The organism is Streptomyces capillispiralis (assembly GCF_007829875.1).
In the GTDB taxonomy this organism is placed as follows: Bacteria; Actinomycetota; Actinomycetes; order Streptomycetales; family Streptomycetaceae; genus Streptomyces; species Streptomyces capillispiralis.
Window position 1 is genome coordinate 1519547 of sequence record NZ_VIWV01000001.1, and the last position, 15700, is coordinate 1535246.

Below are 15700 nucleotides of genomic sequence, written 5' to 3' on the forward strand. Positions count from 1 at the left end.
CCCGTCACGGTGCCCGGTTCAGGCCGACCTGTTCAGGCCGATCTGTTCAGGCCGCCCCCGTTCAGGCCGCCCCGGTGAAGTGCTCGCTCACCAGGGAGCGCACCACCTCGAGGTCGCCCGCGATCAGCGCGTCCAGCAGGGCGGTGTGCTCGTGGGCGTCGGCCACCAGTTCCGCCCGGCCGCGTGTCCCGGGGGTGCTGCCGACCAGGGGCCACTGGGCGCGGCGGTGCAGGTCCTCGGCGATGCGGACCAGCTGTTCGTTGCCGGCGAGGCCGAGCACCGCGCCGTGGAAGGCGCGGTCGGCCTCGGCGTAGGTGGCCCGGCAGCCGGAGGAGGCGGCGCGGACGGTGGCCTCGGCGAGGGGGCGCAGTTCGGCCCAGCGCGCGGCGGGCACCGTGCGCGCCAGCCGCAGCATCACCGGGACCTCGATCAGCGCCCGCACCTCGGCCAGCTCGGCCAGTTCCCGCGCGCCCCGCTCGACGACGCGGAACCCGCGGTTCGGCACGACCTCGACCGCGCCCTCCAGGGTGAGCTGCTGCATGGCCTCGCGCACGGGCGTCGCGGAGACGCCGAACCGCTCGGCGAGCACCGGCGCCGAGTACACCTCGCCGGGGCTCAGGTCGCCCGTCACCAGCGCGGTGCGCAGGGCGGCGAGGATCTGGCCGCGCACGGAGGACCGCTGGACGGCGGGCCGGGCGGGGCGGGGGGCGGGTTCGCCGTGCGTGTGCTCGCCGCGCGCGGTCCCGCCCTCGGCGTCGTGCGGCCCGCCGCGCCGCCGGTCGCACTCGGCGTTCAGAGGCCGGTCCGCGTCCCGGGGCCGGTCCGCGTCCTGGGCCGTCGGCTGGGCGGGCACCCGGAAGCGGCCCCGGGCGGCCTCGCCGGCCGGGCCGGTCGCGGCGTTCCCCGTCCAGGCGGAGCCCTGCGTGCCCTGCTTCACAAGGTCCTCCTGCGGACGTGTCGGTACTTGGGGTCATTACGGCGGGTTGTCACCTGTCCGTCAAGCACCCTAAGCGCATCGGACGCCAGTTCACATTTCCCCGATCTTGGGTAAGGTGAGCCTTACCTTTTATCGGTCGGCTCCTCACAACGTGAATGGGTGGTCCCATGCCTGTGCCCGGTTCGGTCGTCGCGGACGCGTACGCCCGTCTGGCGGAGGCCTTCCCCGCGATGGCCGTCACCGAGGTCGGCGCCGGCGAGGCGATGCCCCGGGGCGGCGGCTGGGTCGCCGCGTCGGAGCTCGCCGAGGGCGGGACCGGCCTGGAGGCGTTCCTCACCTGGGACGACACCCAGGTGCTGCGGGACTACGGGCAGCGGGGCCGCCCGGACGTGATCGCCAGCTTCGGTCTGCACCGCTACGCATGGCCCGCCTGCCTGCTGATCACCGTGCCGTGGTTCCTGCGCCGCCGGGTGCCGCACTACCCCGTGACGCACGTCTCGTTCGACCGCACCGCCCCCGGCCTGGCCGTGGGCCGCTTCGCCGTGCGGCCGGACGGCTTCTCCTGCCTGCCCGACGACCCCGCCGCCGCCCTGCCCGGCGCCCGCGTGGTGCCCGACGAGGAGGCGCTGCGGGCGGAGGTGCGCGCGGCGGTCGCCCAGCACCTCGAACCGGTCCTGGGCGGTTTCGGCCCGCGGATGCGGCGGCGCGGCCGGGCGCTGTGGGGCATGGCGACCGACGAGATCGTGGAGAGCCTGCGGTACGTCTCCCAGCTGCTCGGCGAGGAGGAGCGCGGGCTGCGGGAGCTGGAGCTGCTGCTGCCGGGCGCGACCAAGCCGTACGTGGGCGCGGCCGCCTTCCGCCGGCCGGCCGGACCCGACGGCGAGCCGGCCGCCGTCACCCGGGAGCGGGTCAGCTGCTGCATGTTCTACACCCTGCGTCCGGAGGACGTCTGCGCCACCTGCCCGCGCACCTGCGCCACCGGGCGGACGCCGGCCGCGACGGCCGGGACGGCCACCGTACGGACCGGCGAGCTGGTCGCGCAGGCGAGTTGACACCCCGTCGGACATCGGCACCTCCTTTCACACCGTAAGATCATCCGGTGAGCACGCCACAGAGGTAACGGGTGATTCACAATTCCCTCACCTCTCACGGGAACTTTCCGTGGAACCACCCGTACGGGTAGTCTTATTCGAACTCAACTCCCGCCCCTCATGCGGCAGTTCGAGCAGATCGTCGCCCCGGGACTCCCCCTCGCCCCTCCTTGGCGGCGTCTTGCCCCGAAACCCCCTGAGGGCCGCCGGGAGTGGGCCACTATGGCGGGCGTTACGCCCTATCCCAATGCAAGGGACCCCTTAGATGAGACTGACCGACATATCGCTGAACTGGCTGCTTCCGGGCGCCGTGCTGCTCCTGGGCATGCTGGCGGCGGTGGCGGTGCTGGCGCGCGGCAAGCGCTCCTCGGTCAAGGACACACGTGCCGAGGACTCGTGGGAGCGCAGCGAGGAGCGCCGCAGGCGCAAGGAGGCCCTCTACGGCACCGTCTCCTACGTCCTGCTGTTCTGTTGCGCGGCGGTGGCCGCCGCGCTCTCCTTCCACGGACTGGTCGGCTTCGGCGAGCAGAACCTCGGACTGTCCGGCGGCTGGCAGTACCTCGTCCCCTTCGGCCTGGACGGCGCCGCGATGTTCTGCTCGGTGCTCGCCGTGCGCGAGGCCAGCCACGGTGACGCGGCCCTCGGCTCGCGCATACTCGTGTGGACGTTCGCCTTCGCCGCCGCCTGGTTCAACTGGGTGCACGCGCCGCGGGGCATCGGCCACGACGGCGCGCCGCACTTCTTCGCGGGCATGTCGCTGTCGGCGGCGGTGCTGTTCGACCGCGCGCTGAAGCAGACCCGCCGGGCCGCCCTGCGGGAACAGGGCCTGGTTCCGCGTCCGTTGCCGCAGATCCGGATCGTCCGCTGGCTGCGCGCCCCCCGGGAGACGTACCGCGCCTGGTCGCTGATGCTGCTGGAGGGCGTGCGCAGCCTCGACGAGGCGGTCGAGGAAGTGCGCGAGGACAAGATCCGCAAGGACGAGGCCAAGCAGCGCCGGCGCGACCAGCAGCGCGTGGAGCGGGCCCGGGCGAAGGCGATCAGCCGGGGCCACCGGGGTTTCGTGGGCCGCGGCGGACGCGAGCTGGAGGCTCCGACCGTGGAGCGCGGCTCCGACATGGTGTCCGCGGAGCCTGCCATAGCGGCGGAGGCCCTGCCCGTCCGCGCGCGTCCCTCCCTGCAGCCGGTGCGCACCGGCGCTGACCCGATGACCGTCGACCTCACCGCCGAGGACGACACCCAGGCCCTGCCGCGCCTGGACTCCCTGGAGCGCAAGCTCAAGGACCTGGAGCAGCAGTTCGGCTGACGCCTCGCCGGGCACACGACGAGGTGCGTACCACGGGACGGGGTGCGGTCCGCCAGGGACCGCACCCCGTCCCGTTGGCGTACGTACGCCTCAGGCGGCGGCGTCCGCGTCGAGTTCGAACCAGACGGACTTGCCCACCCCGTGCTTCCTGATCCCCCACCCGTCGGCGAGGGACTCCACCAGCACCAGACCCCGCCCGTGCGTACCGTCGGCGCACGGTACGCGCGGCCGGGGCTCACCGGCCACGAAGTCCCGCACCTCCACCCGTAGTCCGCCCGGCCCGACGGTGGCCGTCAGGACCGCCTCGTGGTCGGTGTGGACGAGCGCGTTGGTGACGAGCTCGCTCGTCAGCAGCTCCGCCACCTCCGACCGCTCCGTACTGCCCCAGTCCCTGAGCAGTTCCCGCAGTGCCCTGCGGGACTCGGGCACCGCGCGCAGATCCGCCCGCCCCAGTGTGCGTTTCAGCTGTGCCGCCGACACCTGACTCTTCATGGCCCCCGCCCGCGTGCCGATGCCGATTCCCCCTGCTGGTCGAACAGGTACACGGGAATGCTTGCCCCGTCACCCACGCGGCAGTCATGTCCAACCGTCAACGACCGGTTCTTGGCCGAAGTGCAGGGGCCACACAAGCGTGCGGGGCCGTCCTCCCGACCCCCGTGGCGAGAGGACGACCCCGGCTTTCGCGGTGGTCGTGCGGTTCAGTGGAGCTTCGCGACGGCCTTCGTCGTCGTCTTCCTGAAGGCGGCGACCGGGGCGTCGTCGAAGTCGCCCATCTGCCCCCAGCCGACGACGGTCACCGTCCCGCCGTCGCGTCCCACCGACAGCAGGTGGACGTCCGTGGCACCCCAGGAGGTCGTGGTGTGCAGTCCGCGCACCCGCGCGCCCTCCTCGACCGGCAGCGCGCCGAAGTAGCGGCCCTCGGCCTCGGTCTCCGGGTCGGACTGCTCGATCCTCTCGGCGCAGGAGCGGATCTCCTCGTCCAGCAGGGCGGCCAGCGCCTTGCCCTGGGCGGGGGAACCGGTGACGACGGTGACCTGTACGGCGCCCGTGTCCAGGTCGGTGTGGAAGACGCGGTGCCGGTAGTCGTGGGCCGGTACGCCCTCGCCCAGGCAGAAGGCGAGTTCGGCCGGGAAGCCGTCGGTGACCGGGCCCGCCGTCCAGGAGGACGAGGGGTGCGGCGGCAGTTCCGCGGCCGTGAGGAACGCGGGTGGGGCGGTCCGCTGCGGCGCGGCACCGGCCGGCGCGGTGAGCGCCGTTCCGGCCGCGAGGGCGGCGACGGTGAGCGCGGCGAGTGCGGCGGCCCGGGTGCGCTTGGGCATGGATGTCCCCCGTGAGGTGTGCGTGATGGAATGGCGAAGCGGTGCGCCGCGCCGGCCGGACCCGTCCTCGCGGTGGCCGCCGGGGCGGTGCCAAGAGCATCGGCCGTCCCGGGAGACGACCGCAAGCACGATCGGCACATCCGCCGGCATGGAACCATCCCAGGCCGTCTGACGTGCAGGTATACGGGGTGCCTGGGATACCGTCCCGGGCCGGTTCGCAACGGGTGCGGGGTGACGGTGTCGGCACAGGACGACGTGGCCGGGTTCGCGGCGCTGCTGCGGGAGCTGAAGGAACGTACGGACCGCAGTTACGGCTCGCTGGCCCGTCGGCTGAACATGAACACCTCGACGCTGCACCGCTACTGCGCCGGCGAGGCGGTGCCGGTCGACTTCGCGCCGGTCGAGCGGTTCGCCGCCCTGTGCGGCGCGTCGAGCGCGGAACGCCTGGAACTCCACCGCCGCTGGCTCCGCGCGGTCCGGGCACGGCAACGCCCGCGGGCGGCGGACGCGTCGGCCACGACCCTGACGGAACCGGAACGGGAAACGGAAACGGAAACGAAACCGGAACCGGAACCGGCCACCGCACCGGGGGCCGGTTCGGACTCCGGCTCCGGTCCCGATGTTCACTCCGGCCCCACAACGCCCGACGACCCCGGCGAACCGGCCACCGCTCCCGACCACCCGGGCGACCCGACCGCCGACCCAACCACCGATCCGGCCACCGGGCCGGGCGAGGCCCAAGAGGGCGTGGTGAGCGGGCCCTTGACCGGGGGCGCGGGCGTTCGGCGGCCCTGGTACCGGCGGCGCAGGCGGGTCGGTGTCGCCCTGGCCGCCGTCTGTGCGCTGCTCGCCACCGTGGGGAGTCTGTCCGCGCTGCCGGACGGCCGGCGGTCGTCCGGCGAGGGGCGGCCCACCGCCGCGCCCGGGACGACCGGTGCGGCGGGCCCGCACGGCCGTACCTCCCCGCCCGCCCCGTCCGGTTCCGGTTCCGCCTCACCCTCCGCGAAGGCGACGGCGGAAGGGAAGGGGAAGGCGGAGGCGGAGGCGGACACGAAGGGAGACCGCGGCCCCGGCTCCTCCGGTCCGGCACACGGCCCGTCCGCCCCGGCCGCTCCGCGGCAGTCCGCGTCCGCCGGGCCCCCGCCGCTCACCTGGTCCGTCGACTCCCAGGTCTGGGCGCACGGGTGCGGCCACGACTACGTGATCGCCAAGCCGCCGGAGCAGGTCCCCCCGCCCCCGGCCCCGCAGGACGCCGGGACCTGGGCGGCGACGCAGTCGGCGGTGCACGGGGGCGAGACCATGGTGGAGCTGTCGGTGCAGGGGACCTCCGACACGGCCGTCGTCCTGACCGGGCTGCGCGTCCGCGTGGCGGGCCGCGCTGATCCCGCCCCGGGTCACGCGTACGCCATGGACCAGGGGTGCGGCGGCGCGCTCACCCCGCGGTACTTCGACGTCGACCTGGACAAGGACCGGCCGATCGCCCGCGCGGTGGCCGGGAACGACGCGGGCACGCCGATCCCGGCGGTGCGCATGCCCTACCGGGTCTCCGCGACCGACCCCGAGGTGCTGCTGGTCACCGCCCGGACGCGGGGCTGCGACTGCCGCTGGTACCTGGAGCTGGACTGGTCCTCCCAGGGCCGCACCGGCACGGTGCGGATCGACGACCGCGGCCGCCCGTTCCGCACCAGCGGCATCGAGGGCCTGCCCCGCCACGAGTACGACACCTCGGCGCGCGCCTGGCGCCCCCGGGCGGAGTGAACACCCCGGAGTGAACACCCCGGAGTGAACCTTCCTACGGACGGGGCACGTTGCGCAGGTTGGAGCGCGCCATCTGGAGCATCCGGCCGACGCCTCCGTCCAGCACCATCTTGGAGGCGGACAGCGCGAAGCCGGTCACCATCTCCGCGCTGATCTTCGGCGGGATGGACAGCGCGTTGGGGTCGGTGACGATGTCGACGAGGGCCGGCCCCTTGTGCTTGAACGCGGCCTTCAGCGCCCCGGCGAGTTCCTTGGGCTTCTCCACCCGCACCCCGTGGGCACCGCAGGCGCGGGCGACGGCGGCGAAGTCGGGGTTCTTCATGGCGGTGCCGTGCGAGGGCAGCCCGGCGACCAGCATCTCCAACTCGACCATGCTGAGGGAGGAGTTGTTGAACAGGACCACCTTCACCGGCAGGTCGTACTGGACCAGGGTGAGGAAGTCGCCCATCAGCATGGTGAATCCGCCGTCGCCGGACATCGACACCACCTGCCGGCCGCGGTCGGTGAACTGCGCCCCGATCGCCATGGGCAGCGCGTTGGCCATCGAGCCGTGGGAGAACGAACCGATCACCCGGCGGCGGCCGTTGGGCGAGATGTAGCGGGCCGCCCAGACGTTGCACATCCCGGTGTCGACGGTGAACACCGCGTCGTCGTCGGCGAGTTCGTCCAGTACGGCGGCCACGTACTCGGGGTGGATCGGCACGTGCTTGTCCACCTTGCGCGTGTACGCCTTCACCACCCCCTCCAGCGCGTCCGCGTGCTTCCTCAGCATCCGGTCGAGGAACTTCCGGCTGTCCTTGGTACGGACCCGGGGGGTGAGGCAGCGCAGGGTCTCCTTCACGTCGCCCCACACCGCGAGGTCCAGCTTGGAGCGGCGGCCCAGGTTCTCGGGCCGCACGTCGACCTGGACGATCTTCACGTCGTCGGGGAGGAAGGCGTTGTACGGGAAGTCGGTGCCGAGCAGGATCAGCAGGTCGCACTCGTGGGTGGCCTCGTAGGCGGCGCCGTAGCCGAGCAGTCCGCTCATGCCGACGTCGTACGGGTTGTCGTACTGGATCCACTCCTTGCCGCGCAGGGCGTGGCCGACCGGGGACTTGATCTTGCTCGCGAACTCCATGACCTCGGCGTGCGCGCCCTTGGTGCCGCTGCCGCAGAAGAGGGTGACCTTCTCGGCGCCGTCGATCAGGTCGACGAGGCGGTCGATCTCGGCGTCGCCGGGGCGGACGGTGGGCCGGGAGGTGACGAGGGCGGTCTCCGCGGGCTTCTCGGGGGCGGCGTGGTCGGCGATGTCGCCGGGGAGGGTGACGACGCTGACGCCGGAGCGGCCGACCGCGTGCTGGATGGCGGTCTGCAGCAGCCGGGGCATCTGCTGCGGACTGGAGATCATCTCGCTGTAGTGGCTGCACTCACGGAACAGCTGGTCGGGGTGGGTCTCCTGGAAGTAGCCGAGGCCGATCTCACCGGACGGGATGTGCGAGGCGAGGGCCAGCACCGGCGCCATGGAACGGTGGGCGTCGTACAGGCCGTTGATGAGGTGCAGGTTGCCGGGCCCGCAGGAGCCGGCGCAGGCGCCCAGCCGGCCGGTGATCTGCGCCTCGGCGCCGGCGGCGAAGGCGGCGGTCTCCTCGTGCCGGACGTGGATCCAGTCGATGGCGGGGTTGCGGCGCACGGCGTCGACGACGGGGTTGAGGCTGTCGCCGACGACGCCGTAGAGGCGCTTGACTCCCGCGCGGGTGAGGATGTCGACGAACTGTTCCGCGACGTTCTGTTTGGCCATGGCTTTCCGTCTGCCCCTTCGGTGTCGGTGAAGGCCGCTTCCGGGTCCATGAATTCACACCGGGCGGGCTCACGCCTCCCAGACGGCGACGGCCGTGCGGTCGTCCGCGTACCCCTTGACCCGCACCTGGGTGTCGGCGAGGAAGGCCGCGAGGCCGGGCGGTTCGGGGCGCGACCACCGGTCGGCGAGGTGGGCGCGCAGCTCCTCCTCGCCGCGCAGCGGGTCGGCGAGGCCGGTGCCGCACATCAGCAGGGTGTCACCCGGGCGGGCTACGGAGGTGCGGAAGCGGAAGGGTTCGCGGGGCGGTCCGGGCGCCGGCTCGTACGGGCTCGGGGGTGTGGGGATGCCCAGGTCCATGGTGAGCAGGTCGCCGCCCCGGGCCCCGGAGGGCGGCGAACCGAAACCGACCACGGGCTCACCCCTGACCTCGCCGGCCTCCGGTTCGATGTCCTGCCACGCGCCGTCCCGCAGCCGGAACAGTCCGCCGGGGCCCACGCCGAAGAAGACCCGGGTGCGGCATTCGGGGTCGGCGGGCAGCAGGAGGCAGCGCAGGGTGGCGGCGTAGGCGTCGGGTGCGAGGCCCTGCTCGGCGGCGCTGGCGCGGAGCCTGCCGAGGCTGCGGTCGGTGAGGCGGTGCAGCCCGGACTTGAGGTCGCCGCGCCGGGCGGCCCTTATGTCGTCGACGAGGCGGGCCTGGCTGCGGCCCACCGCCTCGCCGATCCAGCGGCAGGCCTCGGCGGCGGCGCGGTGCGCGCCGGGTGCGGTGCGGGCGCCGGTCGCCAGCGCGACCAGGACCAGGGCCCGCTCCCCCGTCCCGAACCGGGCGGTCAGCAGCGCGTCGCGGCGCGGCTCGCCCCGGTACCGCGCGGAGTCCCCGCGCACGGAGGCGGCCCGCAGGGTGCAGGCGCCGTACCGGGCCCCGTCCAGCACGGTGTCCGGGACCAGTGCGTCCAGCTCGTCGGGGTCGGCCGCGGGCAGGGCGGTGGGTTCGGCGTCGTAGGTGGGGGGCCGGGATCCGACGTGGGCGCGGGAGGGGAGCGGGGCCGACGGCGGGACCAGGCGCCGGGAGCGGGGGCCGGCGGGTTCCGCGCTCGCGCCGCCGGCGGGCGCCTGAGGGGCGCCGGGGGGCGGTGCGTCGGGCGGGGCGGGTGTCCAGGAGCCGAGGGCGGTGGGGAGGGAGGGGGCCGTCGGCGGCGGGGCGGGGTCCCGCGGGGTTTCCCGGCCGGCCGTACCGGGGGGCTGTGGCGGTGGTCCGGGCGGCCGGGGGGCCGGCGGCGGGAAGGTCACCGGGCCCGGTGGCGCGGCGGGCGGCGGTTCCCAGGGGGCGCGGGGCGGGGCGGCGCCGGGGCGGGGCGGTACGCCGGGCCGGGGGGCCGGGGTCGTCCGGGGGGCGGGGACCCTCGCGGCGGGGTCCGGGGGCCGGCCGGTGCCGAGCGCGCCGGACGCCGAGGCGAAGCGGTCGTCCAGGGAATCGGGCGCGGGCGCGGGGCCCGTGTCGCCGGTGGTGTCGTCGTACAGCTGCCTCCACCAGTCGTCCTCGGGACCGGTGGGCCTTCCCCCCTGCTGACTCATGCCCCCGATTGTCCACCGCGCGGGGCGCGGGAGAACGGGGCATCGGGAAAATCGCCGTCCCGCGCCACGCCCGGTACTGCCGGTCGGGTGAACCGCGGGACGGCTGTGCGAGGGGAGGAGCGGTGGCCGTCCGTCCTGCGCCGCTCCCCGGCCTCCTGCACTCTGGACAGATGGGAGCGTGGGACCTCCTGCTCGTCGGACTGGTGCTCCTGCTCGGCCTGTGCGGAGTGCTGCTGCCCGGAGTGCCGGGGTCGTGGCTGGTGTGGGCCGCGGTCCTGTGGTGGGCGCTGGAGGAGCCGCGGCCGGTGGCGTGGTGGGTGCTGGTGGGGGCGACCGTCGTGCTGTTCCTGTCCCAGGTGGTGCGGTGGGCGCTGCCGCCCCGGCGGCTGCGATCGGACGGCCGGCTGTGGGCGTACGCGGGCTGGGGCTCGTTCCTCGGCTTCGTCCTGCTGCCCGTGCTCGGCGCGGTCGCGGGCTTCCTCGCCGGTGTCTACCTCTGCGAGCGGCTGCGCCTGGGCCGCCGCCGGGAGGCGGCCGCCGCGACGCGCACCGCCATGCGCTCGGGGGGCTGGAGCCTGCTGACGGAACTGTTCACCTGCCAGCTGATCACGGCGGCGTGGCTGGGCGCGGTCTTCTGGGGCTGACCCACCCGGGCCACCCCGCCCGGCCACCCCGCCCGGCCGCCCGCCTCGGCCGCCCACCCCGGCCGCCCCTCGCCCCTCGCCCCTCGCGCCTCACGGCCGCAGCGCGCCCTCGTGGGTGAGGAGCCGTACCTTCCGCTCCAGTCCGCCGGCGTATCCGGTCAGCGACCCGTCGGAGCCGATCACCCGGTGGCAGGGGCGGACGACGAGCAGCGGGTTCGCGCCGATGGCGCCGCCGACGGCCCGGACGGCGGCCCGCGGCGCGCCGATGCGCGCCGCGATCTCGCCGTAGGACACGGTCGCCCCGTAGGGCACCTCGTCGAGCGCCGCCCACACCTTCTCCCGGAACGGCGTGCCGACGGCGCGCAGGGCCAGCCGGAACTCCTTCAGCTCGCCGGCGAAGTACGCGGCGAGCTGCCGCTCGGCCTCGCGGAACGGTCCCGGGTCCCGCCGCCAGTCGTCCCGCACGCTCTGCCCGCCCTTCTGCCCGGGCACGGAGAGCGAGGTCAGCTCGCCGGTCGGGGCGGCGGTGAGCAGCAGTGGCCCGACCGGACTGGTCACGCTCGTCCAGTAGGTGACGTCGGTCGTCGGCATGGTCATCGGTACTCCAACTCCCCTGCGGCACGCAGGTGGTTCAGGGCGTACGAGCGCCAGGGGCGCCAGCTGTCGGGAAGGGCGGGGCCGGGCGGGGCCACGTCGGGGTCGCCGAGGGCCCGGGTGCGGATCGCGGCGGCCGTCCGGGCGTCCAGGCCGGGGACGGCGGCGAGCGCGTCCCGGGCGGCGTCCCGGTCGGCGCCGGGTCCGAGGCGTACGGCGCCGTCGGCGAGGGCGGCGGTGAGCGCGCCCAGGGTGCCGTCGGGCTCGGCCCCGGCGAGGACGCCGGGTTCGGGGAACAGGTGGGTGAGGCTGCCGCAGGGGGCGTCGAGGCGCTTGCCGTAGCGCTGGACCAGCCGCGCGGCCTCGTCGCGGCCCACCAGGGCGCGCACCGCCAGTTCGTCCGGATCGGCGGCGCCGGGCGAGCGCAGTCCGGGCCGGGCGGCGACCAGCGGGGCGAGCCGGGCGTCGGCGCCGAGCCGTTCGTCGACGGCGTACGGGTCGGCGTCCAGGTCGAACAGCCGCCGCAGCCGCTGCACGGCGGTGGTCAGGTCGCGGAGGTCGGTGAGGTGGACCCGGGCGTCGAGCCAGCCGCCGGGGTGGGCGCCGGTCCCGGTACGGGGGGTGCCGGGGCGTTCGCCGACGGCGGCGATGGCGGTGCCGTGGGGCAGGCGCAGGGTGCGCCGGTAGGTGCGGGCGCCCGGGCGGCCGGTGATGTCCTCGACGCCCTCGACGGCCTCGTGTTCCAGCAGGTCGAAGACGGGTCCTGCCTGGTAGGGGCCGCGGTGGGCGAGCCGCAGGGGGATGCCGGCGGCCGGGGTGGGGGTACGGCGGGAGGCGCGGCCGGCGCGGGGTGCGGCGGCGCGCAGTTCGCTGGGGGTGGCGGCGTACACGGCGCGCACCGTGTCGTTGAACTGGCGCACGCTGGCAAAGCCGGACGCGAACGCGATCCGCGTCACCGGCAGCCCGGTGGTCTGCAGGAGCACGCGCGCGGCGTGCGCCCGCTGGGCCCGGGCGAGTGCGACGGGTCCGGCGCCGAGTTCTCCGGTGAGCTGGCGCTGCACCTGGCGGCCGCTGTAGCCGAGCCGGGCGGCGAGTCCGGCGACGCCCTCGCGGTCGACGACGCCGTCGGCGATCATGCGCATGGCCCGGCCCACGACGTCGGCCCGTACGTTCCACTCGGCGGAGCCGGGCACGGCGTCCGGGCGGCACCGCCGGCAGGCCCGGAAGCCGGAGCCCTGCGCGGCGGCGGCGGTCGCGAAGAACCGCACGTTGTGCCGCTTCGGGGTGACCGCGGGGCAGCTGGGACGGCAGTAGATCCCGGTGGTCTCCACGGCGAAGAAGAACGCCCCGTCGAACCGGGCGTCCCGGCTGCGCACCGCCTCGTACCTGCTGTCCTCGTCCGTCACACCGTCCAGTCTCCGCCACCCGGGGAGTCCCGGCTGGCGGAAATCGGACACGAAGCTGCGGACGGCATCCGACCGGGAGGTACGGACGGCACCCGACACGAACGTGCGGACGGCATCGGACCGGAGGCGCGGACGGCATCGGACCCGGAGGCGCGGACGGCATCGGACCCGGAGGTGCGGACGGTGGGGGCCGGTCCCGGAGGGCGGCCCCCGCCCCGCTACCGCTGCCGGCCCCGCTTGGCCTCCATCGCCGCCCTGCCGATGGCGCCCTTGCGCTTCCAGTCCTTGCGGATCTCCGCGCGGAGCCTGGCATCGGTCTTGGCGACGATGTACTGGTTCTCCCGGAGCAGCTTGCGGTAGCTGTCCAGACGGCGTTCCGGCAGGTCACCGGCCTCGATGGCGTCGAGGACGGCGCATCCCGGCTCGCTCTCGTGGGCGCAGTCGTGGAACCGGCAGCCCTCGGCGAGCTCCTCGATCTCGGCGAACACCTGGCCGACGCCGCTTCCGGCGTCCCACAGGCCGACGCCCCTGAGGCCCGGTGTGTCGATGAGGACGCCCCCGCCGGGCAGCGCCAGCAGGTTGCGGGTGGTCGTGGTGTGCCGGCCCTTGCCGTCGACGTCCCGGGCGGCCTGGACGTCCATGACGTCCTCGCCGAGGAGCGCGTTGGCCAGGGTGGACTTGCCCGCGCCGGACTGCCCGAGCAGCACCGAGGTGCCGCCGCCGACGATCGCGGCGAGGACGTCGAGGCCGTCCCCGTCCTGTGCGCTGACGGTGAGCACCGGCACGCCCGGCGCGCTGGACTCCACGTCCTGCACCAGGTGCGCCCGGGTCACCGTGTCCGGCACGAGGTCGGCCTTGGTGAGCACGACCACCGGCTGTGCCCCGGACTCCCAGGCGAGCGCGAGGAAGCGTTCGATCCGGGCGAGGTCGAGTTCGACGGCGAGCGAGACGGCGACCACGGCGTGGTCGACGTTGGCGGCGAGGATCTGCCCCTCGGACCGCTTGGAGGAGGTGGAGCGCACGAAGGCGGTCCGGCGCGGCAGGTACGCGCGGACGTAGCGCGGGTTGCCGCCCGGTTCGACGGCGACCCAGTCGCCCGTGCAGACGACCCGCAGCGGGTCGTGCGGGGTGACGAAGGCAGTGTCGGCCCGCAGCGTCCCGCCGGCGGTGACGACGTCGCACTGGCCGCGGTCGACCCGGACCACCCGTCCGGGCAGCAGCCCTTCGGCGGCGTACGGGGCGAACGCGTCGGCCCAGGCGTCGTCCCAGCCGAAGGAGGAGAGAGCGGAGGAAACGGAGGTGGAACTCAAGGGGGGTGACCCTTCAGGTGGGTGGCCCCGGCGGCCGCGCGCACGCAGACACGTGCGCGGACGGAAGAGCTGAGGTCAGCCGGTGGCCACGGAGGTGGACGTGATGGATTCCGGGATGCGGGCAGCGCCCTGCACAGTGACAGCCATCGGTCGACACCTCCTCGCTCCGCTCGTGCGTCGCCGCGGCGACGCTCCGGTGCGGCGGCGCGCGGCCACCGCGTGAACTGCCGTCACAGTAGCCCGCCGTCGGCCGGGCACGTCAACTCCTTTTTCCCGGCCGCCGGTACGGCCGCGCTCACAGCGCCGCGCAGGGCCGTCCGTCGAGCGTGATGGCGTACGGCGGGGAGTTGGTGCCGTGCCAGGAGGCGAGGAAGCCGAAGCCGAACCGGCCGCCGGCGGGGACGGTCCTGTGGTAGTCGGGGGCCGTGGCGGTGACCCGGGCGCCGTCCTGGCGCACCGAGGCGTCCCACATCCGGGTGACGCGCTGGCCGTCGCGGAAGGTGAAGCCGACGCGCCAGGAGTCCAGGGGGTCGCGGGTGACGACGGTGACGGTGGCCTGGAATCCGTCGGGCCACTGGTTGACCAGGTCGTAGGAGGCCCGGCAGGCGGCCGTCGCGCCGCGGCTGGTGGTCCCGGGCGCGGCGGAGGAGGCGCCCTGGGGGCCGGGCTCGGGCTCGGGACCGGGACCGTGGGCGGACTCGGGGGCCTCGGGTTCCGTGGTGGTCCCGGGCGGGCGCTCGGCGGCGGGGGTTTCCGGGGAGGCGGGCGGGGTGGGGCGTGCGGAGGGGGCGGGCGGCAGGGAGGGGGCGGGGTCGGCCACGGGCCGGCGGTCGGCGTCGGGGCGTGCGGCGCTCCGCTCCGGGGTGCCGCCGGACGGAACCAGGGTGACGGCGAGGGCGAGCAGGGAGACGAGGACGGCGGTGAGCAGCAGGGCGTGCCGGGCGACGCGCGTCCCGCCGTGGCCGTCGGCGGGGCCGTCGCCGTCGGGCCGGTCGGGGCGGCCGGCCCCGAGCCGTACCTCGGCGGCGCGGCGGCGGCGTTCGAGGTAGGCGAGGCCGCCCCAGCCGATCACCCCGCCGGCCAGGGCGCCGGACAGTTGCCCGCCGTGCGGGCGCAGACAGGCGGCGGCCTCGGCGCAGCGGTGGCAGGTGGCGAGGTGGCGGGAGAGGTCGCCGGGGGTGTCGGCGGCGGGCGAGCGGCTCACGGCGTCGAGCAGCCGGGCGTAGCCGCGGCACTCGGGGTCCATCGGCGAGTCGAGGTGGTTGCGGTGGCAGCGGTCCCGGAACAGACGGCTGACCTGGGCGAGTTCGTCGGCCGCGGTGGCGGGGTCGAGGCCGAGCCGGCGGGCGGCCAGGGGCAGCGGCAGGGCCTCCACCTGGGCGAGCCAGAGCAGTTCGGCGTCCGCCGGCTGCAGGTCGCGCAGTCCGCGCAGGGCGACGGGGCGTTCCAGTGGCCGCCCGGTGTAGCGGGCGGCCCGGTCGGAGTGGAGCCACAGCCGCAGGTCGGGGTCGAGCCCGTGGCCCTGTCCCGCGGCCTCCCAGGCCGCCGCCGTGCCGCGGACGGCGGTCAGCAGCAGGGGTATCCGGGGCAGCCGGGGGGTGCGGCGGCCGGCGCCGCGGAGAGGGCCCGCCTCGGCCGCGCGGAGGTCGCGTATGCCCCGGGCGAAGGCCTCGCGGGCCAGTTCCGCGGCGGCGGTGGATCCGGCCGTGCACAGATCGGCGTAGGAGAGCACCGCGTCCCAGCACTCGGAGAACAGTGCCGCTTCGGTGGCGTCCTGAGGGCTCGGCAGGTCGGGCATGGGTCTCCTGCATCCACGGGCGAGGTCAACTCGTTCTGCCGGCGGTGGAGTTGGGGGAAAACCTCGCGGCAGTGGCCGAGCTTTTCACGGACCCGACACAACTGACAAGCGCCACCATCACTTTCCGTGGCGGCACCGCCACCCTCCCGGGGACAGGACGCGGGGAGGGCCGGAACCCCTCGGTTCCGGCC

13 protein-coding genes are annotated in these 15700 nt (G+C 75.1%); 4 read left to right on the forward strand and 9 right to left on the reverse strand.

What is annotated here, in order from left to right; all coding sequences use genetic code 11:
• Positions 1-61: 61 nt before the first annotated feature.
• Entirely contained in the window at positions 62-937 is an 876-nt protein-coding gene (locus tag FHX78_RS06085) for a GntR family transcriptional regulator (RefSeq protein WP_167531699.1), read from the reverse strand.
• Between the two features lie 167 nt (positions 938-1104).
• Between FHX78_RS06085 and FHX78_RS06090 the strand changes: the two genes are divergently transcribed.
• Positions 1105-1989 (forward strand): (2Fe-2S)-binding protein, encoded by an 885-nt coding sequence (locus FHX78_RS06090; RefSeq protein WP_145866443.1) that lies wholly within the window; start codon positions 1105-1107, stop codon positions 1987-1989.
• 304 nt (positions 1990-2293) lie between these two features.
• Positions 2294-3331, forward strand: a complete 1038-nt coding sequence (locus FHX78_RS06095; RefSeq protein WP_145866444.1) for a DUF2637 domain-containing protein — start codon at positions 2294-2296, stop codon at positions 3329-3331.
• 90 nt (positions 3332-3421) lie between these two features.
• Here FHX78_RS06095 and FHX78_RS06100 read toward each other — a convergent pair whose 3' ends face one another.
• Positions 3422-3823, reverse strand: a complete 402-nt coding sequence (locus tag FHX78_RS06100; RefSeq protein ID WP_145866445.1) for an ATP-binding protein — start codon at positions 3821-3823, stop codon at positions 3422-3424.
• Positions 3824-4029: 206 nt separating this feature from the next.
• Positions 4030-4650, reverse strand: a complete 621-nt coding sequence (locus tag FHX78_RS06105; RefSeq protein ID WP_145866446.1) for a hypothetical protein — start codon at positions 4648-4650, stop codon at positions 4030-4032.
• A 237-nt stretch (positions 4651-4887) separates the two neighbouring features.
• Between FHX78_RS06105 and FHX78_RS06110 the strand changes: the two genes are divergently transcribed.
• Entirely contained in the window at positions 4888-6408 is a 1521-nt protein-coding gene (locus tag FHX78_RS06110; protein ID WP_145866447.1) for a transcriptional regulator, read from the forward strand.
• 34 nt (positions 6409-6442) lie between these two features.
• Here the strand turns inward: FHX78_RS06110 and FHX78_RS06115 are convergent, their stop codons facing one another.
• The gene (locus tag FHX78_RS06115; RefSeq protein ID WP_145866448.1) at positions 6443-8185 is read right to left on the reverse strand and encodes a pyruvate dehydrogenase; all 1743 of its coding nucleotides are present in this window, start codon (positions 8183-8185) and stop codon (positions 6443-6445) included.
• 69 nt (positions 8186-8254) lie between these two features.
• A complete protein-coding gene (locus FHX78_RS06120) occupies positions 8255-9757 on the reverse strand; it encodes a protein phosphatase 2C domain-containing protein (RefSeq protein WP_145866449.1) in 1503 nt (500 codons plus the stop codon).
• A 170-nt stretch (positions 9758-9927) separates the two neighbouring features.
• Between FHX78_RS06120 and FHX78_RS06125 the strand changes: the two genes are divergently transcribed.
• Entirely contained in the window at positions 9928-10401 is a 474-nt protein-coding gene (locus FHX78_RS06125) for a DUF456 domain-containing protein (RefSeq protein ID WP_145866450.1), read from the forward strand.
• Positions 10402-10491: 90 nt separating this feature from the next.
• On the opposite strand, the gene FHX78_RS06130 is transcribed toward FHX78_RS06125, so the two are convergent.
• The 4 genes from FHX78_RS06130 to FHX78_RS06145 form a co-directional block, all read right to left on the reverse strand.
• Positions 10492-10998, reverse strand: coding sequence for a methylated-DNA--[protein]-cysteine S-methyltransferase (locus FHX78_RS06130; protein WP_280117360.1), 507 nt, complete (start codon positions 10996-10998; stop codon positions 10492-10494).
• The gene (locus FHX78_RS06135; protein WP_167531700.1) at positions 10995-12401 is read right to left on the reverse strand and encodes an AlkA N-terminal domain-containing protein; all 1407 of its coding nucleotides are present in this window, start codon (positions 12399-12401) and stop codon (positions 10995-10997) included. Before FHX78_RS06135 ends, FHX78_RS06130 begins: the two co-directional genes overlap by 4 nt.
• A 218-nt stretch (positions 12402-12619) precedes the next feature.
• Positions 12620-13711 (reverse strand): ribosome small subunit-dependent GTPase A, encoded by a 1092-nt coding sequence (rsgA, locus tag FHX78_RS06140; protein ID WP_145866451.1) that lies wholly within the window; start codon positions 13709-13711, stop codon positions 12620-12622.
• Between the two features lie 295 nt (positions 13712-14006).
• The gene (locus tag FHX78_RS06145) at positions 14007-15509 is read right to left on the reverse strand and encodes a cellulose-binding domain-containing protein (RefSeq protein WP_145866452.1); all 1503 of its coding nucleotides are present in this window, start codon (positions 15507-15509) and stop codon (positions 14007-14009) included.
• Positions 15510-15700 lie beyond the last annotated feature (191 nt).

What these genes read in the sequence shown, in the direction of transcription:
- FHX78_RS06090 (WP_145866443.1), top strand. Translation starts at nt 1,105, where the DNA reads ATGCCTGTGCCCGGTTCGGTCGTCGCGGACGCGTACGCCCGTCTGGCG.
- FHX78_RS06095 (WP_145866444.1), top strand. Translation starts at nt 2,294, where the DNA reads ATGAGACTGACCGACATATCGCTGAACTGGCTGCTTCCGGGCGCCGTG.
- FHX78_RS06100 (WP_145866445.1), bottom strand. Translation starts at nt 3,823, where the DNA reads ATGAAGAGTCAGGTGTCGGCGGCACAGCTGAAACGCACACTGGGGCGG.
- FHX78_RS06105 (WP_145866446.1), bottom strand. Translation starts at nt 4,650, where the DNA reads ATGCCCAAGCGCACCCGGGCCGCCGCACTCGCCGCGCTCACCGTCGCC.
- FHX78_RS06115 (WP_145866448.1), bottom strand. Translation starts at nt 8,185, where the DNA reads ATGGCCAAACAGAACGTCGCGGAACAGTTCGTCGACATCCTCACCCGC.
- FHX78_RS06120 (WP_145866449.1), bottom strand. Translation starts at nt 9,757, where the DNA reads ATGAGTCAGCAGGGGGGAAGGCCCACCGGTCCCGAGGACGACTGGTGG.
- FHX78_RS06125 (WP_145866450.1), top strand. Translation starts at nt 9,928, where the DNA reads ATGGGAGCGTGGGACCTCCTGCTCGTCGGACTGGTGCTCCTGCTCGGC.
- FHX78_RS06130 (WP_280117360.1), bottom strand. Translation starts at nt 10,998, where the DNA reads ATGACCATGCCGACGACCGACGTCACCTACTGGACGAGCGTGACCAGT.
- FHX78_RS06145 (WP_145866452.1), bottom strand. Translation starts at nt 15,509, where the DNA reads ATGCCCGACCTGCCGAGCCCTCAGGACGCCACCGAAGCGGCACTGTTC.